The organism is Aquimarina acroporae (assembly GCF_023195925.1).
In the GTDB taxonomy this organism is placed as follows: Bacteria; Bacteroidota; Bacteroidia; order Flavobacteriales; family Flavobacteriaceae; genus Aquimarina; species Aquimarina acroporae.
On record NZ_JALPRE010000009.1, the window covers coordinates 18,580 to 43,122 of the forward strand.

Consider the following 24,543-nt stretch of genomic DNA (forward strand, 5'->3'; position numbering starts at 1 on the left):
TAAAATGTAACAAAAACCCAAACGGGGTTACTTACTATGTACACTCTTATTTCTTTATAAATTAAATATAAACAATCAATGAAAACGAGATTATCAATGTTATGGGGCACTTTTATAGTGCTGTTATGTATGTCTTTTGCTCCTACTTATGGACAAGACGTGATCGGAACCTGGAAAGGGAAATTGTCGGTTCAAGGAAACGAAATCCCTTTAGTGTTTAATGTAGAAAAAAAAGATGGAGCCTTAGCAGCTACTATGGATAGTCCTTCTCAGGGTGCTACGGGACTTCCAATGGATACAGTATTATTTGAAAACAATCAATTAACTTTGGCATTTAAACAGGCTGGAATCAAATATGTGGCCGCTTTAGAAGCAACAAAACTTAAAGGAACTTTTTATCAGGGAGGAATGGAACTACCACTAGAAATGGAAAAATCAGAAAAAACTATACCGGGTAACCCAGAATTGGTTACATCAGATACAGAATTAATTGAGTTGGCTAGTTTAGATAAAGGTGATTATAAGTATGCAGTAGAAGATTATTTTGCAAGGCCCAAGGCAAGAACTTTTCGTTTTTCGCCTAATGGAAAATACCTTTCCTACCGAGAAAAAGATGACAATAAAAAGAATCATGTTTACGTAAAAGAAATCGCTACAGGCAAGGTAACGCGTGTTATCGAGGAAAAAGAAGAGTTAATTAGAGGATATGGTTGGGCAAATAACAATCGTTTAGTATATGTAATGGATAAAGGAGGTAATGAAGATTACCATTTGTTTGCAGCAAATATTGACGGTTCTGACCAAAAAGAATTAACTCCATTTGAAGGTGTACAAGTGAATATTCTTGAAGGCTTAAAAGAAGATGAAGATCATATGATTATCTCGATGAACAAGAATAACAAACAAATTTTTGAGCCATATAAAATTAATATCATCACCGGAGAACTTAAACAACTGTTCAAAAATGAAGATGCCGCAAATCCGATTGCAGGATATAGTTTCGATAAAGATGGAAACCTTAAGGGATATTCAAAAATTCGAGATGGAGTAAACTTTGATTTGTACTATGCCAAAGAAGAAGGAAAGTATGAAGTAATTAAAAAATTAAATTGGAAAGATACATTCTCTATTTTGAGATATGATTACGCAACAGATAACCCTCATGATGCTTATGTTGTTTCTAATTTAGATTCAGATAAATCTGAAATCTATTTATATGATTTGAAAGCAGATAAAATCATCAAAAAATTATTCTCAAATGATAAATATGATGTTTCCAATTTATCTATTTCAAGAAAAAGAGGATACGAATTAGATTATTGGTCATATGAGGGAGAAAAAAATGTTGTGGTACCAGTAAGTGATTATTACAAAAAGCTGCATAAAAAGATTACTGCAAAATTTCCTGATCACCAATATTCTATAGCAGATAAAACAGATGAAGAAGACAAGTATTTGATTTTCCTGCAGAGTGATAAACTATATGGAGTTTATTATTCTTATGATGTGAAAGCTGATGAATTTAAATTGCTATATAATTTGATGCCTCAGTTGAAAGAGAATGATATGGCAGAAATGCGTCCTATTACTTTTAAAAGTAGAGATGGACTTACCATTCATGGATATATCACTTTGCCAAAAGAGGCTTTACAAGGTAAAAAAGTGCCTCTAATTGTAAATCCACACGGAGGACCACAAGGTATCCGTGATTCTTGGGGCTTTAATCCAGAATCTCAGTTATTTGCAAGTAGAGGGTATGCCACTTTACAAGTTAATTTCAGAATATCTGGTGGCTACGGAAGAAAATTCTTAGAATCTGGATTTAAACAAATTGGAAGAAAAGCGATGGATGATGTTGAAGATGGATTAAAATATGTAATCGATCAAGGTTGGGTAGATAAAGATAAAGTAGCAATTTATGGAGGAAGTCATGGTGGTTATGCTGTTCTTAGAGGATTGACCAAAACTCCAGATCTATATACTTGTGGGGTAGATTATGTAGGTGTTTCAAACTTATTTACATTCATGAAAACAATTCCTCCATATTGGAAACCATACTTAAAGATTATTAAAGAGATTTGGTATGATGAAGATGTAGCTGAAGAGAAAGCAATAATGGAAGAAGTGTCGCCAGTATACCAAATTGATAAAATTAAAAAACCTTTATTTGTTGTACAGGGAGCAAACGATCCAAGAGTTAACATCGATGAATCTGACCAAATTGTAAAAGCATTACGCCAAAAAGGATTCGACGTACCATATATGGTTCGATATGATGAGGGACATGGTTTTGGTAAAGAAGAAAACTCTATCGCGATGTATAAAGCGATGATGGGATTTTATGCAAAATATTTGAATTCTAAAGAGAAAAAGACGCCTGTAAAGGGATAATTTGATCTTTGTTTCAAATAAAAACCTCCTGAAACTTGGGTCAGGAGGTTTTTTTATGCTTTTTCTTCATACTCAGGACAATCAAGTCTTATATCTTGATCTTTTAATGTAGTTTGTATAAGGTTACAATAGTGACCTGTATTGGTTTTGTCATAAAACCTACAACCATAACAGGTACGTTGTACAGACAAAACTCCAGCAGTATTTAATTTAAATATTAATGAACTTATAGTCTTTACCATAGACTCTTGTTCGTTTTGAGTTAAGTTTAAAACTTGTTTTCGAATTGGATCTGCAAAATTCTCTGTTTCAGATACACTTTTTTTGCCCTTAGGTGATAAAGAAATAAAGTAACTTCTACTATCAGAAGCTGTTTTGTGTTTTATAATCATTTCTTTTTTGTCAAGTGCTTTTATAGCATCACTTATAGTAGGCTTAGTAAGATTAAACTCCTTTGCAAGATGACTTACAGTACATAAACTTTCTTTATGATAAGCAATAAAGATTAATATTTGTATTTGAATTGGGCTTAGCCCTATAGTCTTAGCGTGATCCCAAAGAAGAGTTCTGAACGCTTCAGAAATACGTTCAAGACCAATTACAATTTTTGCAATATTGTCTTTGTGTTGATATGGTAAATCAAAAATACTCTTGTTCATAATCTTAAAACTAATGAGAAAGGGACTCTTTCTCATTAGCAAAGTTAGTAATCCTAATTATTTTAAGGTCAATTATTCACAGTTTTCCATTTCAATAATATCATAACCTTTGGTTTCGATGTTTTCAATCATTACTTTAGAGGCTACTGCAATATGACAGAATTTACACTCTTTCGACGTTAAATTTTGGGTGTCAAATGATTTTGTTTTTAGGTAAGATTTTCCGAATTCAAAAACACGTTGTTCATCTTTTAGTGTATCAGGAACTAAAATATCAAAATGCATTACGGTTCCGTTATTTCGTTGAACATAAGTATCCCAGACTGCTATTCTCATTTGTGTATTATTTAGATTGAACGATAAATGGTAATGATAATTCTTTACTTAGTATACTATATACCTTATAAACTCCAAGCATAGGGCGGTCTTTATCATTGGTATTTACCTCCATATAGGCAGAGACTGCATCGAATTTGAAATCGACTTTATGATGTATACGATAATCTGGAATTACTACAAGTATTTCATTTCTTTGGGTAGTAACCTGATAACCTGGAGAGTCCATGTACATGGGCATGCCAGGATTTGTGGGAGGTAACACTACAGTTTTATCATCTTTCTTAAATTGTTTGACCGAAAGACCACCATCTACTCTTTTATCTTCGTGTAGTATAACCCAATGTGGGTGCCAAATAACCCCATCGTTATCAAACTTCTTATCTGAATTTTCATCCCAGAGTGGAGTGTCATCAAAGTCAGGATGAGAAGTTAATGCTAATGCAACAATACCAGATGTTGGATTGAAACCAACATCTTCTGGTTGTAATGTTGTAGGAAAAACATATCCCAAAACTGGAGCTCCGTGTAGCTGTCCAGCTGGTGTTGGGGTTGTAAGACCTGCATTTCCTTCTACGGTTATTTTCCAAATGGTACTAGCAATAGAGGTGTCATGTATTACAGTAGCTTTAGAGATTTTGAAATCTTTAGTATTGTAATCAGTATGCTTTTGATAAGCATACGAGGCATATGAATATACCAGTAGAGCGATGGTTAAAATTAAATGTTTCATAGTTTTGAAATTTTAATAGCTAGGATTTTTTTAATTAGGAATCCTAACTATTAGTTTGAAAAAAATTAGCCTTTTACATCGGCAATTGATGCTCCATAGTTAATATGAAGAACATTTCCATTAGGAGTTAAAAGAGCAGGAACAGATTGTACACCCGCTTTTTCGGCGTTTTCGATTTCAGATTGATCTTCGCCAAGGTGAACGATTTCTACGTTCGAGTTTCCTATAAGATTCACTATGTCTTGCTCTGCACTTATGCAAACAGGACATCCTGCATGATAAAAAATTGATTTACTCATTATTTTGGTTTTGATTAAAATTCTGATACAAATATAGTAAGGAATCCTAACTATAAAAATAATTTTAATTTTTTTAACACTTTGATCAAAATCTTGATCTAATTCATTCGATTGAGATTGTCATCTACATTTTTGTTCTTGAAAGAAGATTTACGCTCCTTGCCAAAGGAGTATTTTAAAGAAAACGAAAGCTCTTGAGCATTTGCGTAAAAAGTATCGTTGGTGATTATACCATTTACAGTATACCTATCATTGAAGTTCATATTTCTAAAAATATCATTTACATTTATAGAAAATCGCAGATTTTTTAATACAGTTTGGTTATAGGATGCTCCTAGAATAAACATAGCATTTCTCTCAAAAATTCCTTGATACCTTTTAGATAATCCCCAAAAGTTAACCCCTATGGTAATTTTAGGTTTAATTTTTAACTCACTATTAGAATAATAATAAAAATAAGGCCTGGTTTTTATGTTCAAAGCGTTGAGGTCATTAATCTTGCTATACGTCAAATTAAAAAGGTTAGAGGTACTGAAGATTTTGTAACTCAAAGTATTTCTGAATTGTAAGGAGTAACCCGTTTCTTCATTAAAATTTTCTGGAGATGTAGTAATTCGATTTTCTTGAGGATTATATACAGAACTAAAGAATATTGGGTTTCTAATAGTAAAATAGTTTAGTCTAAGATTCGATTTTTTGTGTTGTATACTAGCGACAATTTCTTCAGTGAGTGTCGATCTAAGATTGACATTTCTTTCAAATTCTACCAATGGGTTTATAAATGTACTTATCGAACTGGCGTTAAGATACCCAGGTCTATTAATGGTTTTGTTGTAATTAATAGTAATGGTTTTGGTGCTGTCTACAGGAATATTTATTCTCAAATTTGGAAATACACGAGTTTGTTCTCGATTTACCAGCAAAGAAGAAGAATTTCTGAACGCTCCTTTTACAAGATTAGTTTCTACTCTGGTTCCTATGTTATAAGTGATTTTTTTTATAGAGCCCGACAATTGCGCATAGGTTGCATAAATATCTTCATCATAATCATATGTTGAGATGATACGATCATCGGTGTTCAGGAATTCAAAATCTGAAAAGGCAATTGCATTTCCAATTGAAACGGTACCTCCAACTTCCATCTTAAGGTGCTTTTTTAGTTGTTTCTCAAAATCTATTCTTGCGGCAAAAGATCCAATTTCGTAGGTTTGATCACGGTTTTGAGATAATTGAAATCCGCCCTCATTAATATTGTTAAAAATAGTACTCTTCAAGTCTCTTTTATAGTTTGAATATTGTAGGCCAAAAAATAGGTTATCCGTATTGTTTAATTTTTTAGAAAGATTAAGATTCGAAGTTAAGAAGCTTCTTGGAGCGTCATTGGCACTTTCTGAAACAATAAAATCTTCCACTTCACCTATTTGTTGAGTGGTATTGGTACGTATCGGAAATTTATCCCTTTGTGTTCTGTAGTTTATTCTACCTGAGATATAATCGGTATCATTAACCTCATAGAAAAAACCGGAACCTATTATAAATTGTGGTCGTGGTCCAATTGCTTTGGCATCATATTCAGATCTAATATTTTCTTGAGGTATGTTGAGTTGGGATCCTGAACTTTCCCAAAAACCTATCTGATTATAATTGAAATTACCTTGTAGTTCAAGTCTTTTTCTTTTAAAATCACCTTTTAATTCGGAGTAGTTACTAAATCTTCTTTTGAATGAGGCAACTTCAGAAATATGTATTTTATAGCCATCATTTTTATTTCTTTTTCGGGTAATTAAAATTAGTGTTCTACCTTCTGCCTCATATTTGGCAGGAGGGTTATCTATAATTTGAATGTCCTTTATATCACTTACCGAAATTGATTGTAGTTGGTCAAAATCAATACGTTGATTATCCAAATAGAGGAGTGGAGTTCCTCTCCCAATAATAGATAGAGATTCTTGATCTGGGCTAATTTGTATCCCTGGTAGTTTAGACAAAACATCGGTAGTAGAAGGTAAAGACTCAAAAATAGAATTTTCGATCTGTACCGATATGTTTCCATCTTTGAAACTAATGTTATTCTTGGTTCCTTTAATGGTAACTTCATCTAGATGGATAGTCTCTTTGGAAAGTTCAATTTCTATTTTTTTATGGGTATCTAAAACAACTTCTTTTGAGGCTTTTTTATATCCGAGACAGGTAACGGTAATTATATATTTACCTTCGGTTAGTTCGAGAAAAGTGAATTTACCATCTTTGATAAAGGTGTATTTTATAATTGTTCCATTTTGGCTATCGGTTAGTAGTACATCTCCATTTTCTACAATATTTTGATCTTGCACCAAAATAATACCGGTCAAATTATATTTATTTTGTGCATATAGTTGTAGCGATAGCAATAAACATATGGCAATAGAGATCTGTTTCATCAACTTTAATTTTGTGAAACAAAGAACTATAGAAATTACCCGATCTGTTGGTTTTTATGATCTGAATAAGGTACTAGTACCGGTATGATTTTACTTTTTGGAAAGTAATTCCTGGCGGTTCGAGATATTTAGTTTGCCGTAAATATTTGTGATATGCGTTTTTACAGTGCTTATACTTACAAACAATTCATTGGCTATTTCTTTATTGCTTTTACCAGAAATGATAAGGTCTTTTACAATTTTTTCCTGTTTGCTTAACGGAACTTGATTGGAGGAGCGTTTTTTTCGGGAAATTATAATAAAACTTACTAAAGCAAGAATGATCAAAATAGCAATGCCGTTTATCCAAAGACTTGTATGGTACTTTTTATTGGTTTGTTCCTGTATCAAGTACGTGAGTTTATTCTCTAAGTATAAGTAGGTGGCAGGATCAAGCTCACTTGATTTTAGCTCTTGTATAAGATCAAAATAATAATCAGGATTTTCTTTGATGTCTTTATCTAATAAATTTTCGTCATCAAGGGTTTTTATTCCAATGAGCTTTACCAAAAGGATTTGAAGAGAATCCTTGACATACCCTTTTGTTTCTATAAGGTATTGCTCGGGGTCAAAATCGGTGGTCAAATTTTCAAATCTACTTTTAAACTTTTTGAGCCTTTGCCATTCTAGATCAGCTTTATTATTAGTAGTGTAGCTTCCAAAAGGGATAATACTTTTATTAAAAAATATAGTATCCTTTTTTGATGCTATAAACAATCTATAAGTCTTTATTTTGTCCGAGAGTTTCTTTTTTTCTTTTAAAGAAATGGGCTGAAGCTGTACTTTATACATTTGATCTTCTTGATCGAAAAGCTTTTGATCAAATGCAAAAAAACCGTCTTTATCTATAGTAGCAGAGGCAATAGTGATACTACTGTAAACACTATTGTTTTCATTTTGTTCGATTTTACTTAAGTAGACTTTATTTTTCCAAACATCTTGGTCCTCTAAAGTAACATAGCCAGATACCGGAGTTTGACCAAAAATCAGGGAACTACAGAAGAAAAAACATATTGATATGTAATACAAAGACCTCATGTTTTTGAGAAAATCAGTTTCATACGAATGTAAAAGATTTACTATTCATATCAAAAGTGAAAAACAAAAACCGCTTCATTTAACAAAAATGAAGCGGTTTAAATAATTATATGGTGCTAATTATTTAATCATATCAAAGCTGCGATTAATAAAAGCAGTTAATTCTTCACCTTTCAACAAGTTTTGTGATAATCTTGCCAAATCTAATGATTGTTTGATTAGTCGTTCTTTTTTCTTGTCGGTTTTGGTTCCTGCTATTTGTCCTACCAATTCATGATTAGTATTTACAATTAGGTTGTACATTTCTGGCATATTACCCATACCAAACATACCGCCTCCACCAGTTTGTTGCATCTCTTTCATACGACGCATAAACTCTGGTTGCGTAATCATAAAGGGAGCCGCATTGCTATCCATAGCCTCTAATTGTACCGTATATTTATCTGCTGGAATTACCTTTTCAAGATCTACTTTTAAAGCGTCTTTTTCCTCATCAGATAATTTAGAAATCGTTTCTTCATCTTTTTTGATCAAATTATCGATATGATCTGCATCTACTCTGGCAAATGTTATTTTCTCTTTGCTGGTTTCTAATTTTTGAATAAGATGCGATACAATAGGAGAGTCTAATAGTAAAACTTCATACCCTTTGTCTTTTGCTGCTGCAATGTATGCATGTTGCTCATCTTTATTAGAAGCATAAAGAATAACAAGCTTATCATCTTTGTCGGTTTGATTTTCTTTAATCTTTTCTTGTAACTCTTCAAAAGTTAGGTAGGCGTTATCTACAGTTGGGTATAATGCAAATTTATCGGCTTTATCAAAGAATTTCTCTTCAGAAAGCATCCCGTATTCAATAACGATCTTGATATCATTCCATTTTTGTTCAAAATCTTCTCTGTTGTTTTTGAACATAGAATTCAATTTATCTGCTACTTTTCTAGAGATATAACTAGATATCTTTTTCACATTACCATCGGCTTGTAAATAAGATCTGGATACATTCAAAGGAATATCTGGCGAATCTATAACTCCACGTAGCATAGTCAAGAATTCGGGAACAATACCCTCAACATTATCAGTTACAAAAACTTGATTTTGATACAGTTGAATTCTATCTTTTTGTAAGTTCATATCCTGACCTAACTTAGGGAAGTATAATATTCCTGTTAGGTTAAACGGATAGTCTACATTAAGGTGAATGTTAAATAGAGGTTCCTCAAACTGCATTGGGTACAATTCCCGGTAGAAACTCTTATAATCTTCATCCTGTAAATCGGCAGGTTGTTTTGTCCAGGCCGGGTTAGGGTTGTTTATAATATTGTCTATCTCTTGCGTTGGAGCAGGATCTTCTTCTTTGGCATCTTCGGGTTTTGGTAAAGTTTCTGTCTTTGTTCCAAATTTAATTGGAACCGGCATGAATTTATTATACTTAACCAATAACTCATTGATTCTAAAATCTTCAAGAAACTCTGTATCATCTTCTCCTATGTGAAGGATGATTTCGGTACCTCTCTCGGTTTTATCATGTGCTTCTAAACTATAGGTTGGTGATCCATCACAAGTCCAGTGTGCAGCAGGTTCATCTTTGTAAGATTTGGTAATGATTTCTACTTTACTAGCTACCATAAAGGCAGAGTAGAACCCAAGACCAAAGTGCCCAATAATTCCAGATTCCTTGGCACTATCTTTATATTTTTCAAGAAATTCTTCGGCTCCAGAAAATGCTACTTCATTAATATATTTTTCGACTTCTTCAGCCGTCATACCAATTCCTTGATCAATGATATGCAAAAGCTTATTTTCTTTATCTACTTTTATTTCGATAATCGGATTTCCATACTCTACTTTGGCTTCACCAATACTGGTTAGGTGCTTTAACTTTAAAGTCGCGTCAGTGGCATTAGAAATTAACTCTCTTAGAAAAATTTCGTGATCAGAATATAAGAACTTCTTAATCAGAGGAAAAATATTTTCTACTGAAACATTAATATTTCCCGTTGTCATTTTTATTCGGTTTTAATTTGTTGTCTGTTTTTGAAAGCTACAGTTTCAAAAAAAGTACCAATTGTAGTTTGCTGACAAACTGGCATTGAAGTATTCTTTTCAAGCGAAATTTTGTAATTATTTCAGTGATTTTATGACTAAAAGTATTCAAAATTAAGTTTCAAAATTTATGAAACAACTTTAACATATTTTTTGTTTAACTTTTTATCGTTAAAATTAAACAATTCCTATCTTTACATATAAATATAAACAATATGGCCGCTACAAAAAGTAAACAAAACATTGATAGTCAGTATATCATATCGAAGTATATGGAATATGTGTTAGAAAACGATATGTTTCCCAAATCGGTTTATAAATTTTGTAAAGCGATTAAAATAAAGGAAGAAGAATTTTATCAATTTTTTGGAAGTGTAGAAAGTATTAATAAGGGTATTTGGAATACTTTTTTTACTACAACAATGTCCGTGATGCAGAAAAATAAGGATTATGAAGGCTTTACTAGTAGAGATAAAATGTTAACCTTCTTTTATACTTTTTTTGAGATGCTTACCCTAAATCGGAGTTATGTGTTATTTGCTCTCGATGGGCATGATGGCCCCTTTAAAAACATGGTACAACTTAAAAGTTTGAGAGGTCATATAAAAGATTTTGCCAAAGAACTTATCGAAGAAGATAATGATCATAAGTTGTATAAAGTAACTAAAAATCCAGTGGGAATATTTTCTGAGGGTGCGTGGTTGCAATTTTTGTTCTTATTGAATTTTTGGACAGGAGATGAATCTCCAGGGTTCGAAAAAACTGACATGGCTATAGAGAAATCTGTAAATACCATTTTCGACCTTTTTGATAATACCCCTTTAAATAATGTATTAGATTTTGGGAAATTTCTGTGGAAGGAAAAAGTAATGTAGCATTTGTTGTAAGGAATTAAAAAAATCGTAGACATAAAAGCATAGAAAATATATGAAGACAATAGATAAAATACCAACTTCAAAATTAGGACGTACAACCGAGCTTGTAAAAACCGGGGTGCGGGTAGGTGGTAATTATCTGAAGTATTATAGTAAAAAAGCTATAAACCCCAATACTACCAAAGAGCAACTGAATGAAGAAAATGCTGCCGATATATATGATGGCTTAAAGAATTTAAAGGGAAGTGCATTAAAGGTAGCACAGATGCTTTCTATGGAAAAGAGTTTACTTCCTAATGCCTATGTAGAAAAATTTTCTCTAGCTCAATTTAGTGTTCCTCCTTTGTCTGCTCCTTTGGTAAGAAAGACATTTAAAAAGTATCACGGGCAATATCCCGAAGAATTATATGATACGTTTGCAACTCAATCTGTTAACGCCGCTAGTATTGGACAAGTACATAAGGCTATTAAAGATGGGAAAAATCTTGCTGTGAAAATTCAATATCCTGGAGTTGCAAACAGTATAAGTTCTGATTTGGCGATGGTAAAACCCATCGCCATCAGAATGTTTAATTTAAAAGGTAAAGATTCTGAAAAATACTTCAAAGAAGTAGAAGGGAAACTACTCGAAGAAACAGACTATATTTTAGAGGTTAAACAGAGTAAAGAAATTACAGAGGCATGCTCGGTAATTCCAAATCTAAAATTTCCTAAATATTATGATGAGCTTTCAAGTAAACGTATCATCACAATGGATTGGATGGACGGCATTCATTTAAGCGAATTTACCAAAGAGAACAAAGATCAAAAAAAGGCAGATAACATAGGACAAGCCTTGTGGGATTTTTATATGTTTCAGATACACGCTCTAAAAATGGTTCATGCAGATCCTCATCCAGGGAATTTTCTGGTAGATCAAAATGCCCAACTTATAGCGATCGATTTTGGGTGCATAAAACAAATCCCGTTAGAGTTTTATACTCCATATTTCGAATTAGCTCAAAAAGAAAATATAAATAACCCCGATATTTTTACTCAAAAGATGTTTCAATTAGAAATACTCCGAGAAGAGGATTCTCCCAACGAAAAAAGATTCTTCTCGGAGCTATTTCATGAAATGCTAAGTTTGTTCACATTGCCTTTTCAGCAAACTACATTTGATTTTGCAGATGAAGGTTTTTGGGGTAAAATAACAGAATTAAGTGAAAAATATTCAAAAGATACAGAGTTAAGAAAAATGAATGGTAATAGAGGAAGTAAACACTTCCTTTATATGAACAGAACTTTTTTTGGCTTATATAATTTGCTGCACGATCTAAAGGCTAAGGTGCAGGTAACAAATTATGAAAAATACCTTTAGTTAGTCTTTCGACTAACTTGGTTTGTTTATTTATTGGTTAGGTTGTTAGGAAGGTGCGCTGTGGTTGGCGCACCTTCCCTTTTATGTCGAAATCATATCTATACTGTAGGAAAAAATGGCTCAAATAAAAATTGAAACTATTTTATTCTTTCAAAAAATACAAATATCCTTATCTTCACGGTATTAAATTTCCCCTGATTATGAATAAAGGCAAAATATGCATAAATATTATTGCTGCACTTTCTTGTTTTCTTTCATTCGCGCAGCTAAGTAAAGAAGGAATTCAAGATTTGATAAGTGAGATTGAAAATACCTCAGATAATTATTCAAAGCTTAAATTATTAGATTCTCTTACTCATCAACTCAATACTTCAAAATGGAATGATTTTGAGTATTACAAACAAAACTATCCAAAGTATACTCTTTTGTACATAGATATTGCAAAAGGAATAGATAGCATAGATTTGGCTGCTTCTAGAACAGCAAGACTCACCAATCATTATCTACAAATAGTTGGGAAACCAGATTCTGCTGCTGTAATTATAGCAAACATCATAAATGACAGTGCTAAATTTAAAAAAAGAATTAACCTTGGTCATTTGTATTTAAAAAGAGCAGGAACATTCTATTTGACCGAAGAGTTAGGTAGGGCGGTAGTAGACTATCAAAATGCCGAAAGAATTTATCATCAAACTAAGGATACCATTTTTGAGGCAGATGCAATATATTTTGAAGGCCAGGCTCGTGAACGATTAGGAGAGTTAACTACAGCACTTTTAAAGTATCAAAAAGCTGGTGAATTGTACGCCAAAATGAAAGATACGGCGTATGTAGCCTACACAGGGCTTGGTGTGTCGGGAATTTTTAGTCAATTATATGTGTTAGATAAATCTTTTGAAGAGCGACAGCGAATTAGAAATTTATTAGAAAAACAAAAAAATAAGGATTATCAAGCTTTATCAGAGTTGGCCATCAATGATGCACGCGATTATGTGAAAAGAAAAGAATTTGGGAAAGAAGGGCAAGCACTTTTAAGGGCATTTAATCTTATAAAAGATAATGAAAACTATGAAGCACAACGTTTTCGGGTTAGGTCTTATATTTCTGAATACTATTCTAAACAAAATCAACCTGAATTAGCAAAAAAGTATTTGGATACTTTGGAACAATTTCCAGATTTGGTTAACAACTCTTATGATAGAATTTTTTATCTGAAGGCCTTAGGTCGTTATAAAATTGCAAGTCAACAATATAAAGAAGCTATTCCTATTTTTAAGGAAGAAATAGAAATTTTTGAGAAATCTAAAGATGTTAGAGGGCAAGTACACCTCGAAAAAGAATTGCATAATGCTTATAGCAAATTGGGGCAGTTTTCTGAAGCTTCTAAACATTTAGAAAGACATATTCTTTTAAAAGACTCTATGTACGATTTGACTCGATCAAATAGCCTTATCTACTATCAAAATCTATATGAAAAAGAAAAGAGAGAAAATCAAATAGCTGCGCAAAAAGCAAATATTCAATTGTTAGAACAAAAGGATAAAGCAAAAAGAAATTTGTTAATCTTTGGTGGGATTGGTCTTAGTTTGTTATTCCTATCTGCGTTCTTATATAGAAATAGAGTGTATTTGTTACGTAATAAAAAACTACAGCAATCGTTCTTACAAGAATTATTGCAAATGCAAGAACGGGTGAGTAAACGTATTTCAAAAGATTTACACGATAGCGTAGGTCAAAGTTTATTAATTATCAAAAATAAAGTGCTGCAGAATGACGATAAAAAAACGGCCCAGGTGGTTGATGGTGTCATAGATGAGGTACGATCTATTTCTAGAACATTGCACCCTTTTAAGTTAGAAGAGTCAGGCCTTACGGTTACTCTTGAAAGTAGTGTCGAGACGATCGACGAGACCTATGATATTTTTATTTCGGCAGAAATAGATAATATAGATCAGGTGTTTGATCAAGAAAGAGAAATTAATATATATCGATTGGTTCAAGAAAGTTTTAACAATATCATAAAACATTCAAATGCTAGATCTGCAGAGATAAAGGTGGTGAATAAGAAAAATGACGTAGAGATTGTGATTAAAGATAATGGAAAAGGATTCGATGTCTCTAAAGAGAAGACCTCTGCTTCCAAAATAGGATTAAAAACATTGAGTGAAAGGTCTAAGTTTTTAAAAGCTAGTTTTAAAATACTTTCCGAGATAGATAATGGAACTACGTTGATATTTAAAATTCCGAAGTATGTTTAAACCAGATATACTTATTGCTGATGATCATCCCCTTTTGTTAAAGGGATTAGAAGAGTTTTTAAAAGAAAAGAATTATAGTATTATCGCAACATGCAGTGATGGACTTTCAGCATATAATACGATAATTAAAGAAAAACCTGATATTGCCATTCTAGATATCGAAATGCCAAATATGACAGGAATAGATATCGCAAAAAACTGTAGTAGGCATAATATTGAGACCCGCATTGTATTAAATACACTTCACAAAGAAAAAAAACTATTCGATGATGCGGTAAAATATAATATACATGGGTATTTGTTGAAGGAGTTTGCTCTTTCTGAAATTGAAGCTTGTATCGCAAGTGTTTGTCAGGGTAAACCTTATTTTAGTGAGAAAATTTATAAGAGATTCTCCCATAAGACTACAGATGGCACAAATACAGATGTGCTTACTCGTTCAGAAGTGAAGATCCTAAAATTAATAGCCGATGAAATGACTAGTAGCGAAATCGCCGATTTCTTGAGTATTTCTGTAAGAACGGTAGAAAAGCATCGAGCGAATATGATTAAAAAGCTCAATATTGATCAAAAACCTAATTCGCTTCTTATTTGGTCACAAAAGAACAAAGATTCTTTGTTTTAGAATGAATAGTAGTTTTTAGTATTTACGTAGCCCTACGTATGTTCTGGTATCTTCTTCGGGGTTATATTTGTACTCATCATTTGAACAATGAACAATTTTAAATAGTAAGACACTATGTTTTCGATATATCAAAACCCATTAGAAGGTAAAGTCTATATCGATCTTGAAGATAATTCTTCTTCAACATCTTATAAGGTTGTGAATGCAAATGGTCAAATTGTTAAAAAACGCAATAAGCTAAGATATAGGAATACAATTTTGTTTTCCATGTTACCAGAAGGAGTGTACACCATTGAGGTTAAAACTAAAAATAAGGTAACAACTAAAAAATTTCTAAAATTCTAAGTTTTAGGAAGATTGGGGGATAAAAGCCACGGGTTCTAGGAATTGTGGCTTTTTGTTTTTTTATGCTCTTTTTTGACCGATAATAGAGTTAAATAGTATTGATTAGCGCAAATAACTCAAAATTTTCAATTGTAAAATATTGTGTTTCATACAGAAGGATTCATTTTGCTATGCATGCATATAATATAATTAAGGTTTGTTTTATCAAAATGTTAAGAATACATATATTGTGCGGCAGTTTTAATTAAGTATAAAATAAGCACAATACACAATAATTAACTATATGTATACTTCAAGAATATCAGGGTTGGGATCATATGTTCCTGAAAATGTGGTTACAAATGATGATCTTTCAAAAATAATGGATACCAATGATGCCTGGATCCAGGAAAGAACAGGAATCAAGGAAAGAAGGCATATTAAAAAGGGAGATGGCAACAGTACTTCTACTATGGGAGTTAAAGCCGCTAAAATTGCTTTAGAAAGAGCAAATGTATCTACCGATGATATTGATCTGATTATTTTTGCTACGCTAAGTCCAGATATGTATTTTCCTGGAGGGGGTGTAAGAGTTCAGGAAATGATGAACATGAGAACCATTCCTGCCCTTGATGTTAGAAATCAATGTAGTGGTTTTGTATATGCCTTATCTGTGGCCGATCAATATATCAAAACAGGGATGTACAAAAATGTTCTTGTTATTGGTAGTGAAAACCACAGTGGGGGATTAGATATGTCTACTCGGGGAAGAGCTGTTTCTGTGATCTTTGGTGACGGGGCAGGAGCTGCTGTTGTAACACGTAGCGAAGAAGACGGAAAAGGAATTTTGTCTACGCATTTGCACAGTGAAGGAGCACACGCTAAAGAATTGTCGCTAGAAGGACCAAGTACAGATCACTGGGTGCCAGAAATCATTGCTGAGAACCCTCAAGAGAACATTCCATATTATCCTTATATGAATGGACAATTTGTTTTTAAGAATGCGGTTGTTCGTTTCTCTGAAGTAATAAATGAAGGATTACAGGCAAATGGATTATCTGCCACCGATATCAATATGCTTATACCACATCAAGCGAATCTAAGAATTTCTCAGTTTGTACAAAAACAATTTAGATTGAGTGACGATCAGGTATATAACAATATTCAGAAATATGGTAATACTACTGCAGCATCTATTCCAATTGCCTTAACTGAAGCTTGGGAGCAAGGAAAAGTAAATGACGGAGATCTAGTAGTGTTGGCAGCATTTGGAAGTGGATTCACTTGGGGTAGTGCGATAATAAAATGGTAATCAAAATGATAACTCTTTAAAATAGTATAAAGAAAAACGCGAATCTAACTAGATTCGCGTTTTATATAAATAAATAAGGTTATTATTTTTTAAAGGCTAATTCAAATAAATTATAACCAACTGTACTATATTAAACGGTATAAATTGTAAAGTGTTACAAAAACACTTAAATTTTTACAATTATTTAACTTTATAGGTTTTTTTGAGTTATCATTATTAAAATTAACTAATTAGCTTGATTTTGTTTATTAAATTAACATTTTTTTTGAAAAAAATGCATTTACAAGATGCCTCCTCCAGATTTTTCGTTATTATCTCTACGTTTTCTGGAAACTTTTCGATTTTTTCCACTCCCAAAGCGATAGGATAGTCCTAGATAAATTGTTTGTGTTTCTCCTTGAAATCTACCACTTTGCGGAAAAGGAGTGTCGCCAGAAAATCTGAATCTCATCGTATTAAAAATATCATTAAAATTAACACTTGCCGTTCCTTTTCCCTTCATGAAGTTGTATCGTGCCCCAGTATTGATAAAATAAAATGGTTTTGTTTTAAATTGTACTCCTTCCTGCTCGCCGCGATAAAAACCGAATATTTGAAAAGTAAGATTTTTGGTAGCTTTGAAATTATTATTGATTCTGAAATTGTAAATAACGGCATCAACTTCTCTAGAAACACCTTCAACGATTCCTTTTTGTGTTTGTCCATATAAATCAAAACTGGCATTAAAATTCCACCATGTTGTAGGCTTATAATTACTAGAGAGTTCCACTCCGTATGCTGAGTTGTTATCGAAATTATCGAAGGTCAAAATTTGTCCTTCTTCTACATCTGGATTTTCTACAAGTGTTTGATTAATTTCATCATCAATTAAACGATAAAATACACCGCCCGTTATAGATCCACCTTTTACTCTTTTGGTATAGTTTACTTCTATAGAGTTGGTGAATTGAGGATCCAATTCAGGATTTCCTATAGATATAATTCTTGGGGTACTCCATTCTCGAATAGGATTCACTTGATTAAGCCCTGGGCGATCAACTCGTCTACTATAACTCAACTGGTAGGAATCTTTTTCACCTGGTTTATAGGTTAAGTATGCAGATGGATAAACGGTGAAAATTTCATCTTCAAATACTTTTTCACCATTAAAAACGGCTTCTACTTGATAGCTTTCAAATCTTGCACCAAGTTGGTATGACCATTTTTCTAAGTTCTTTCCGTAGGTTGCATAAAACGAATGAATATCTCTATCATAACTATAGACCGAATTAGGGAATAAAGTAGATCTGTAATCATTATCTGTTCTTCGTAACCTGGTTTCATATCCTAATTCGAGCTTCGTGCTTTCAGATAGGGGATTTACATAATCTAAATTAATGGTCGTATTGGTTCTTTCATTATCAATAAGGTCATTATAATTTGTAAAAGAACCATTTCCTCCTATAAAGTTAAAATCATCGTCACTATCACTTTCAAAGACATTGTAATCTATTTCTAATTCTATGTTGTGCCCTTCTTTCTTGAAGTCATGTTTATAATCGAAATTATACGTAGAACCTAGATTATCACTATCGCTTAGAAGGTCCTGGGTGAGATCATTTTCATTTCCATTTAGGAAAACAATATCTGTGGTCCCCGAAGTAAGTCCGTCGAAAAGATTTTGGTTTGTGTATACCGATATCGTATTGCGGTCATTGATAAAATAATCTAAACCAGCCTTGAATAGGTGCGACTTATTGTTATCGAGAAATGTAAAATCGGTGAGATAATTTTCATCTTCTCTAAGTACAAACCCAGCATTTCTATTTTTGGTAATGTTTGCTCCGTAATTACCATATAGATTGACTTTTCCTGCTCTATAATTTAAGTCGATTGAGCTATTGAAACGTGCATTTTTATCCCAATTTACTCCAAGGTTGATGTTACCATTAAACCCTATATTACTATTTTTATGCAATACAATATTTATGATACCACTCATTCCTTCTGGATTGTATTTTGCTGATGGATTGGTGATTAACTCGATTTTTTTGATCGAGGTAGAAGGGATTTGTCGCAACAACTGACTGGCGGTCATATTGGTGGGCTTGCCATCTATTAAAATACGTACGTTTTGATTCCCGCGTAAAGCAATATTTCCGTCTTGATCTACATTAACTGATGGGATATTGTTCATGATTTCTGCTGCAGTACCCCCAGTTGTGGTAAGGTCTTTTCCTACATTTATCACTTTGCGATCTATTTTTTGCTCTACAGTGGTTCTTTCTGCTACTACTGTAACATCATCTAGTGATTCGGCAGTTTCTTCAAGAGCAATGGTGCCAACATCAATATCCTTACTTTTTTTCGAAATCTCTATAGGTTGAGAATAGGTGGAGTACCCTATAAATTGAATTTTTAAAGTATAATTTCCTTTGGGTACATCGGCAATAAGAAAATCTCCATTTTCTGTACTAATTCCTCCACTTATAATTTTATTTGTTCCATCATTTAGAACTACAGTTGCATAGGGAATGGGTTGTTTTAGATTTTTGTCTATAACCTTCCCTTTTATGGTTCCAACGATAGCTTCGTTATTGGGTTGAGCGGTGAGAATTAGACACCAAAATGATAGAAAAAACAGTACAATTGTCTTTTGATTAATTGTTTTCATCTGAACGTTTATTTGATTGATTGTTGAATGATAAAGTACCTTAATAAGGTACTTTACTTTTAAGCATACGGTGATTAAGCGTATATAATGACTAGACGACTAGAGTGGTTTTCTGTTACAATCTATTTTCGTTTTAACATTATGTTATAAAAAACGAAAACCGCCTTGTCGAAGGGCGGTTTTCCATAATAACCAAATAGTAACACTAACCATCAACTATGAATAAAATTTGATTATTATAAAGTAACTAACTAACTAAATCTATGAAAAATCATATCTTTATATAAGTAAGACGTGTCGGCTAGGTTTGTGTTACACTCTATGATTGTTTTTAACATTCTAACTTGTTTTTTTAACGTTTTACTATTTTAAGATTAAATACACAATCTTTTATTAGGAACTGGCATAGCATATGAGTAAAAAAACATTAGTGATTGGGGCATCATTAAAAGTCGATAGGTATTCGAATTTTGTGATTCATAAATTGATTAATCATAATCATGAAGTCATTGCGATAGGCTTGAAAGAAGGAGATATTGGTGGTGTTACCATAGAAACTGAATTACTTCCTTTTGAAGATGTAGATACGGTGACATTATATCTTAATCCCAAGCGCCAAAAACCCTATTATGATTATATAAAAGATCTTAAACCTAATAGAGTAATATTTAATCCTGGAACAGAAAACCCTGAGTTTTATGAGCTTTTAAAAGAAGCAGGTATTCATGTAGAAATTGCCTGTACGTTGGTGTTACTCTCTACGAATCAATATTAATCCTAAGAAGGTTAAAAGACCATTAAGTATTAGAATAAAAAAGCCAAATTCAAAACCAAACCAAGTTGAGCTATTATCACTAATTATATACGATAAAATAGGAGATGCTATTGCTACAATGGGGACTAATTTATCTTGTACTTTAAGCTTAGTAAATAACCCAAAGCTGTATAATCCTAACAATGGTCCGTAGGTGTATCCTGCAAAAACAAACAATTTGGCAATGACACTTTCATCTTTGATGATATATTTAAAAGAGATAATAACAAGAACTAGAAGTATCGAGAATAGTATATGAATTCTCTTTCTGATTTTAACTTGATCTTCTACCTTATACTTTTTTTCAAGATCCAAAATATCAATACTAAAAGAAGTTGTTAACGAGGTTAGCGCACTATCTGCACTACTATAAGCAGCCGCAATGAGTCCTAGTACAAAAAATATAGCGATGCCAAAACCTAATCCGCTTTGGGTAGCAATGGTAGGGAACAATTGATCTTTATGAGCATCTATGCCGTTTTGAGCTGCATATTGCGTTAGTAAAAGCCCTAGTCCCAGAAATATAAAATTTACAAATGTTAGTACAATGGTAAACCAAAACATGTTTTTTTGTGCATCTTTTAAATTACGACAAGTGAGGTTTTTTTGCATCATATCTTGATCAAGACCTGTCATAACAATTGCAATAAATGCACCAGAGAGAAATTGTTTCCAAAAGTAATTGGCGCTTTTAAAATCATCAAAAAAGAACATTTTAGAAAGATTACTATCTATGATGTGGCTTAGAAAATTACCACCTTCGATATTAAGACCTTCTGAAACATAATATATGGCTACGCCAACAGCGATTAACATAAATAGTGTTTGTAATGTATCTGTCCAAACGATAGTTTTTATTCCAGATTTGAAAGTGTATAACCAAATAAGTAAAATAGTGATAATCACAGTTACCCAAAATGGAATTAACAATGCATCAAAAAGTATGGCCTGTAATACATTTGCTACCAGAAATAATCTAAAGCTAGCACCAACTACTCTAGAGAGCAAGAAAAATGAAGCGCCTGTTTTGTATGAATAATTTCCAAAACGATCATCTAGATATGTGTAAATAGAAGTGAGATTAAGTTTGTAGTAAAGAGGGAGAAGTACGGTACCAATGACAGCGTATCCTAAAATATAACCCAAAACTACTTGCATATAGCTAAATTGTGAAGCTTCAACCCATCCTGGTACAGATATAAAAGTTACTCCACTTAAGGAAGCTCCTATCATTCCAAAAGCAACTACATACCAAGGAGATTGTCTATTAGCTTTAAAAAAAGCTTCATTTCCAGAATTCTTTCCTGTGAGATAAGAGATAAGCAAAAGAACGGCAAAATAGCCCGCTATGAGCAATAGAATTTGTGTGGGTTGCATAAATTTTGGTTCAAAAGAAAAGCAAAATACGAATTTCTCACTAAAGATTTTTAGTTCTTAAAACTGAGAAATAAGTTAATCTGTAATTAACAGAAAAATAAGGCAAGCCAGACTTGGGATTCGATATAATTAACTTTTTTTGCAGCGAATTTAAAAACTACGTTATGAGCGCCTCAAAAAATAACCAGATTTTAGAATTTAAGAACTTGGTTTTAAGTTATATCAGAGAAAAAGATGTTGGAGAATTCTCTGATTTTGTATTTCGATTATACCGAAGACATTATAGAAAAAAGTATGGTTGGGAACCTTCAGAAGAAGAATACTATGGGATGAAGGAAGAAGATATAAAAAGATTTTTCCAGTCTACATGCTTTGCTTTCAAAAATAACCTTAACCAAATAGTAGGTACAATTAAGGTTACCTATAAGTTGCCCGCAGATGTGTTTCCTATTGAAGATGAATTTGGGATTGATTTGGATACAATTATAAACGAAAGAGGCTTAAAGGTTAATCATATTTGGCACTTAGGGAGATTAGCTATTGATTCTGCTTTATTAAAAAAAGAAAAAGATATTATACCTTCTACGTTACTTATTAGAGAATTGATTCGACAAACTTTTATGATTGTAAATCGTAATAAAAATGGTTTGATTGTCGCAGAGTCTGATGCTCTTATCTATACAATATTTAGGGAGTTGGGTATAAATATGCAAAAAATTGGTCCTGTTCAGGATTGTTTAGGAAGTCCTACATACCCAGTTATAATAACGGGTGAAGATGTGAAGAGTTGGTTGAGAAATATTGATGACATAAACTCTGATACATTATATATGATTAAATAAAAAATAATATAAATTTGAAGTTCATAGTCGTATTGAAACAATAATCATTAACCAATAACAATAATTACACAATGAATCCAGTAAAGCAAATCGCCGAAATGCATGATGAAGAAAGATATCATAAAAACGTCTTATATATTACACCCGAACAGCAAGATGCTATAAAAAATGTAAAAATTGTATTTGGTGGTGTTGGTCTGGGTAGTGTAATTGCAGAAGCAGCGCTTCGTCTAGGTTTTGAGAATTTTGTGTTTATTGATGGAGATGAAGTAGAGATGTCTAACTTAAATCGTCAAAATTATGAGGGTGATGATGTAGGAGAATCAAAGGTTAAATCTATTACCAAAAGATTAAAAGCAATTAACCCTAATGCTCAAATTGAGTATCATCATTTGTTTCTTGAACCAGATATCATCTCACAATATGTTTCTGGATGTGATATAGCTATTAATGCGATAGATTTTGACACTGCTCATACTCCTTTTGTTTTTGATGAGGTATGTAAAGAGTTAGGGATACCAGTTATTCATCCTTTAAATTTTGGATGGGCAGCTGCAGCCTATTTAGTAACTCCAGATAGCGAACAGATTTATGATATTGCAAGGAGAGAGGGAAGGTTTGAGTTGGTGTTGGTAGAAAATATTTTGGCGTACATAAAGGATAGAGAAGATCTTCAGCTAAATTGGTTGTACGATTTTTATGAATTATACAAAGAAAAATCTACAGAAATAACTCCTCCTCAATTAGTCGTGGGATCACACCTTGCAGCAGGATTGGTTTCCAATATATTATTTTGTCTGTGTAATCGTCTAGAAGTTAAAAAGTTTCCAGAACCTTATTTTATTTGTACCAGATAAGAAAAAGGAATTTATCTGTTTCTTACATCACTTTCTATCATGCCGTCTCTTAGACGAATGACGCGATGCGCATGTTCGGCTACTTCTTCCTCGTGTGTCACGATGATAACGGTATTTCCGGCGGCATGAATCTCATCAAAAAGATTCATGATTTCTATGGAAGTTTTGGAATCTAAGTTTCCTGTGGGCTCATCTGCTAAAATAATAGATGGTTTATTTACTAAGGCTCTTCCCACTGCGACACGTTGTCTCTGCCCTCCAGAAAGTTGATTAGGTTTATGATCCATCCTATCTTGTAATCCAACATTGCTAAGTACTTCTTCTGCTCTTATTGTTCTTTCTTTTTTTGAGGCGCCAGCATAAATCATGGGTAAAGCGACGTTATCTAATGCTGTAGTTCTTGGTAGCAGATTAAAGGTCTGGAAAACAAAACCAATTTCGCGATTTCTAATTTCGGCAAGTTCATTATCGGTCATTTGGCTCACATCGTTTCCGTTAAGGTTATATGTGCCCGAGGTAGGAGTGTCTAAACACCCTAAAAGATTCATTAACGTAGATTTACCAGAACCAGAAGGGCCCATAATTGCTACATATTCTCCTCTGGCGATATCAAGATCGATACCTTTTAATACGTAAACAGTTTCTTGACCCAATTGAAAGTTTCTAACGATACTTCTAATCTCTATGACATTTTCCATATAATGACCTAATAATTTTGTCTAAGATACAATATTAGCTTATTTGACGCTTCAACGCTAAACTTGTTACAATCTAATTGTAAAATGTTCTTTTGCTTGTTCTTTTCTTAAAAAAATAAATCCTAAAGAAAAGCAGTCAATGGTTACCATGACTTGAGGGTGGTCTTTTATCTTGTTCCATATATTTTGACTGCCTATAGATCTATATGGTCCATTCAAAATAATTGCGCTATCATTATGGCAGTGGGAGAAGAGGGTAGTTATCTCAGATGCATCTACAATGTTTTTAGAGTCCAAAAAAAATAAATCGTAGTTGGTATCGCTTTGTAATGTATTATCAATGCTAGTGGTGTTTTTTAGGGATATTATTTTATTAATACTTGTATCTATATTTTCTGGAAGGAATGCTTTTGAATATCCCAAATAATTGGGTAAACGATTCAGTAATTTGGCAACTTTGAAAGAAAAAGGTTTATTATTGCCACTTTTTAGTAGTTCCGAGATTTCTGGAAACAAATCTTTATTAGTATTAACATAAAAGCAACGAGTAACTAGATTATATACAAATGGAGAATGGACACCATGTT

At 32.7% G+C, this 24,543-nt stretch carries 21 protein-coding genes; 10 read left to right on the plus strand and 11 right to left on the minus strand.

What is annotated here, in order from left to right; translation table 11 throughout:
- The first annotated feature begins 96 nt into the window (after window positions 1-96).
- Window positions 97-2,391, plus strand: coding sequence for a S9 family peptidase (locus tag M0D21_RS13810; protein WP_248331256.1), 2,295 nt, complete (start codon window positions 97-99; stop codon window positions 2,389-2,391).
- 53 nt (window positions 2,392-2,444) lie between these two features.
- Here the strand turns inward: M0D21_RS13810 and M0D21_RS13815 are convergent, their stop codons facing one another.
- The 7 genes from M0D21_RS13815 to htpG all read right to left on the minus strand — a co-directional run bounded on the left by M0D21_RS13815 (window position 2,445) and on the right by htpG (window position 9,922).
- On the minus strand, window positions 2,445-3,050 hold the full coding sequence (locus M0D21_RS13815) for a MarR family winged helix-turn-helix transcriptional regulator (RefSeq protein ID WP_248330511.1): 606 nt from the start codon (window positions 3,048-3,050) through the stop codon (window positions 2,445-2,447).
- Window positions 3,051-3,122: 72 nt separating this feature from the next.
- A complete protein-coding gene (locus M0D21_RS13820; RefSeq protein WP_248330513.1) occupies window positions 3,123-3,386 on the minus strand; it encodes a DUF2024 family protein in 264 nt (87 codons plus the stop codon).
- A gap of 7 nt (window positions 3,387-3,393) precedes the next feature.
- Window positions 3,394-4,119, minus strand: a complete 726-nt coding sequence (locus tag M0D21_RS13825) for a hypothetical protein (protein ID WP_248330516.1) — start codon at window positions 4,117-4,119, stop codon at window positions 3,394-3,396.
- A 65-nt stretch (window positions 4,120-4,184) separates the two neighbouring features.
- The gene (locus tag M0D21_RS13830; protein WP_248330518.1) at window positions 4,185-4,418 is read right to left on the minus strand and encodes a thioredoxin family protein; all 234 of its coding nucleotides are present in this window, start codon (window positions 4,416-4,418) and stop codon (window positions 4,185-4,187) included.
- Window positions 4,419-4,516: 98 nt separating this feature from the next.
- The gene (locus M0D21_RS13835) at window positions 4,517-6,838 is read right to left on the minus strand and encodes an outer membrane beta-barrel family protein (RefSeq protein WP_248330520.1); all 2,322 of its coding nucleotides are present in this window, start codon (window positions 6,836-6,838) and stop codon (window positions 4,517-4,519) included.
- A 90-nt stretch (window positions 6,839-6,928) separates the two neighbouring features.
- Window positions 6,929-7,906, minus strand: coding sequence for a helix-turn-helix domain-containing protein (locus M0D21_RS13840; RefSeq protein WP_248330522.1), 978 nt, complete (start codon window positions 7,904-7,906; stop codon window positions 6,929-6,931).
- Window positions 7,907-8,035: 129 nt separating this feature from the next.
- Window positions 8,036-9,922, minus strand: coding sequence for a molecular chaperone HtpG (htpG, locus tag M0D21_RS13845; RefSeq protein ID WP_248330524.1), 1,887 nt, complete (start codon window positions 9,920-9,922; stop codon window positions 8,036-8,038).
- Window positions 9,923-10,176: 254 nt separating this feature from the next.
- Here htpG and M0D21_RS13850 point away from each other — a divergent pair, with 254 nt between their 5' ends.
- From M0D21_RS13850 to M0D21_RS13875, 6 genes are all read left to right on the plus strand, one after another.
- On the plus strand, window positions 10,177-10,836 hold the full coding sequence (locus tag M0D21_RS13850) for a TetR family transcriptional regulator C-terminal domain-containing protein (RefSeq protein ID WP_248330526.1): 660 nt from the start codon (window positions 10,177-10,179) through the stop codon (window positions 10,834-10,836).
- A 52-nt stretch (window positions 10,837-10,888) separates the two neighbouring features.
- On the plus strand, window positions 10,889-12,196 hold the full coding sequence (locus M0D21_RS13855; protein ID WP_248330528.1) for an ABC1 kinase family protein: 1,308 nt from the start codon (window positions 10,889-10,891) through the stop codon (window positions 12,194-12,196).
- Between the two features lie 200 nt (window positions 12,197-12,396).
- Window positions 12,397-14,454, plus strand: a complete 2,058-nt coding sequence (locus M0D21_RS13860) for a tetratricopeptide repeat-containing sensor histidine kinase (RefSeq protein WP_248330530.1) — start codon at window positions 12,397-12,399, stop codon at window positions 14,452-14,454.
- Window positions 14,447-15,079, plus strand: coding sequence for a response regulator (locus M0D21_RS13865; RefSeq protein ID WP_248330532.1), 633 nt, complete (start codon window positions 14,447-14,449; stop codon window positions 15,077-15,079). Before M0D21_RS13860 ends, M0D21_RS13865 begins: the two co-directional genes overlap by 8 nt.
- A 114-nt stretch (window positions 15,080-15,193) precedes the next feature.
- Complete coding sequence (locus M0D21_RS13870) at window positions 15,194-15,424, plus strand: T9SS type A sorting domain-containing protein (RefSeq protein ID WP_248330534.1); 231 nt, start codon at window positions 15,194-15,196, stop codon at window positions 15,422-15,424.
- 283 nt (window positions 15,425-15,707) lie between these two features.
- Window positions 15,708-16,715, plus strand: a complete 1,008-nt coding sequence (locus tag M0D21_RS13875) for a 3-oxoacyl-ACP synthase III family protein (RefSeq protein WP_248330536.1) — start codon at window positions 15,708-15,710, stop codon at window positions 16,713-16,715.
- A 280-nt stretch (window positions 16,716-16,995) separates the two neighbouring features.
- On the opposite strand, the gene M0D21_RS13880 is transcribed toward M0D21_RS13875, so the two are convergent.
- Window positions 16,996-19,368 carry a TonB-dependent receptor domain-containing protein gene (locus M0D21_RS13880; protein ID WP_248330538.1) on the minus strand — a complete coding sequence of 791 codons (2,373 nt, stop codon included), beginning with the start codon at window positions 19,366-19,368 and terminating at the stop codon, window positions 16,996-16,998.
- A gap of 412 nt (window positions 19,369-19,780) precedes the next feature.
- On the opposite strand from M0D21_RS13880, the gene M0D21_RS13885 reads away from it, so the two are divergent.
- Complete coding sequence (locus M0D21_RS13885; RefSeq protein ID WP_248330540.1) at window positions 19,781-20,143, plus strand: CoA-binding protein; 363 nt, start codon at window positions 19,781-19,783, stop codon at window positions 20,141-20,143.
- On the opposite strand, the gene M0D21_RS13890 is transcribed toward M0D21_RS13885, so the two are convergent.
- The gene (locus tag M0D21_RS13890; RefSeq protein WP_248330542.1) at window positions 20,120-21,559 is read right to left on the minus strand and encodes a sodium:solute symporter; all 1,440 of its coding nucleotides are present in this window, start codon (window positions 21,557-21,559) and stop codon (window positions 20,120-20,122) included. The genes M0D21_RS13885 and M0D21_RS13890 overlap by 24 nt on opposite strands.
- A 164-nt stretch (window positions 21,560-21,723) precedes the next feature.
- Between M0D21_RS13890 and M0D21_RS13895 the strand changes: the two genes are divergently transcribed.
- The gene (locus tag M0D21_RS13895) at window positions 21,724-22,401 is read left to right on the plus strand and encodes a hypothetical protein (protein ID WP_248330544.1); all 678 of its coding nucleotides are present in this window, start codon (window positions 21,724-21,726) and stop codon (window positions 22,399-22,401) included.
- Window positions 22,402-22,472: 71 nt separating this feature from the next.
- Window positions 22,473-23,258 (plus strand): HesA/MoeB/ThiF family protein, encoded by a 786-nt coding sequence (locus M0D21_RS13900; protein WP_248330546.1) that lies wholly within the window; start codon window positions 22,473-22,475, stop codon window positions 23,256-23,258.
- A gap of 11 nt (window positions 23,259-23,269) precedes the next feature.
- On the opposite strand, the gene M0D21_RS13905 is transcribed toward M0D21_RS13900, so the two are convergent.
- Both M0D21_RS13905 and M0D21_RS13910 read right to left on the minus strand, forming a co-directional pair.
- Window positions 23,270-23,956 (minus strand): ABC transporter ATP-binding protein, encoded by a 687-nt coding sequence (locus tag M0D21_RS13905; protein ID WP_248330548.1) that lies wholly within the window; start codon window positions 23,954-23,956, stop codon window positions 23,270-23,272.
- Window positions 23,957-24,022: 66 nt separating this feature from the next.
- The gene (locus M0D21_RS13910) at window positions 24,023-24,472 is read right to left on the minus strand and encodes a hypothetical protein (RefSeq protein ID WP_248330550.1); all 450 of its coding nucleotides are present in this window, start codon (window positions 24,470-24,472) and stop codon (window positions 24,023-24,025) included.
- Window positions 24,473-24,543: the final 71 nt, after the last annotated feature.

Bases quoted from the DNA above. Each gene is read 5' to 3' on its own strand.
- M0D21_RS13880 (WP_248330538.1), bottom strand. From the start codon at position 19,368: ATGAAAACAATTAATCAAAAGACAATTGTACTGTTTTTTCTATCATTT.
- M0D21_RS13850 (WP_248330526.1), top strand. From the start codon at position 10,177: ATGGCCGCTACAAAAAGTAAACAAAACATTGATAGTCAGTATATCATA.
- M0D21_RS13855 (WP_248330528.1), top strand. From the start codon at position 10,889: ATGAAGACAATAGATAAAATACCAACTTCAAAATTAGGACGTACAACC.
- M0D21_RS13885 (WP_248330540.1), top strand. From the start codon at position 19,781: ATGAGTAAAAAAACATTAGTGATTGGGGCATCATTAAAAGTCGATAGG.
- M0D21_RS13830 (WP_248330518.1), bottom strand. From the start codon at position 4,418: ATGAGTAAATCAATTTTTTATCATGCAGGATGTCCTGTTTGCATAAGT.
- M0D21_RS13890 (WP_248330542.1), bottom strand. From the start codon at position 21,559: ATGCAACCCACACAAATTCTATTGCTCATAGCGGGCTATTTTGCCGTT.
- htpG (WP_248330524.1), bottom strand. From the start codon at position 9,922: ATGACAACGGGAAATATTAATGTTTCAGTAGAAAATATTTTTCCTCTG.
- M0D21_RS13860 (WP_248330530.1), top strand. From the start codon at position 12,397: ATGAATAAAGGCAAAATATGCATAAATATTATTGCTGCACTTTCTTGT.
- M0D21_RS13905 (WP_248330548.1), bottom strand. From the start codon at position 23,956: ATGGAAAATGTCATAGAGATTAGAAGTATCGTTAGAAACTTTCAATTG.
- M0D21_RS13825 (WP_248330516.1), bottom strand. From the start codon at position 4,119: ATGAAACATTTAATTTTAACCATCGCTCTACTGGTATATTCATATGCC.
- M0D21_RS13810 (WP_248331256.1), top strand. From the start codon at position 97: ATGTTATGGGGCACTTTTATAGTGCTGTTATGTATGTCTTTTGCTCCT.
- M0D21_RS13870 (WP_248330534.1), top strand. From the start codon at position 15,194: ATGTTTTCGATATATCAAAACCCATTAGAAGGTAAAGTCTATATCGAT.
- M0D21_RS13895 (WP_248330544.1), top strand. From the start codon at position 21,724: ATGAGCGCCTCAAAAAATAACCAGATTTTAGAATTTAAGAACTTGGTT.
- M0D21_RS13835 (WP_248330520.1), bottom strand. From the start codon at position 6,838: ATGAAACAGATCTCTATTGCCATATGTTTATTGCTATCGCTACAACTA.
- M0D21_RS13875 (WP_248330536.1), top strand. From the start codon at position 15,708: ATGTATACTTCAAGAATATCAGGGTTGGGATCATATGTTCCTGAAAAT.
- M0D21_RS13815 (WP_248330511.1), bottom strand. From the start codon at position 3,050: ATGAACAAGAGTATTTTTGATTTACCATATCAACACAAAGACAATATT.
- M0D21_RS13865 (WP_248330532.1), top strand. From the start codon at position 14,447: ATGTTTAAACCAGATATACTTATTGCTGATGATCATCCCCTTTTGTTA.
- M0D21_RS13900 (WP_248330546.1), top strand. From the start codon at position 22,473: ATGAATCCAGTAAAGCAAATCGCCGAAATGCATGATGAAGAAAGATAT.
- M0D21_RS13820 (WP_248330513.1), bottom strand. From the start codon at position 3,386: ATGAGAATAGCAGTCTGGGATACTTATGTTCAACGAAATAACGGAACC.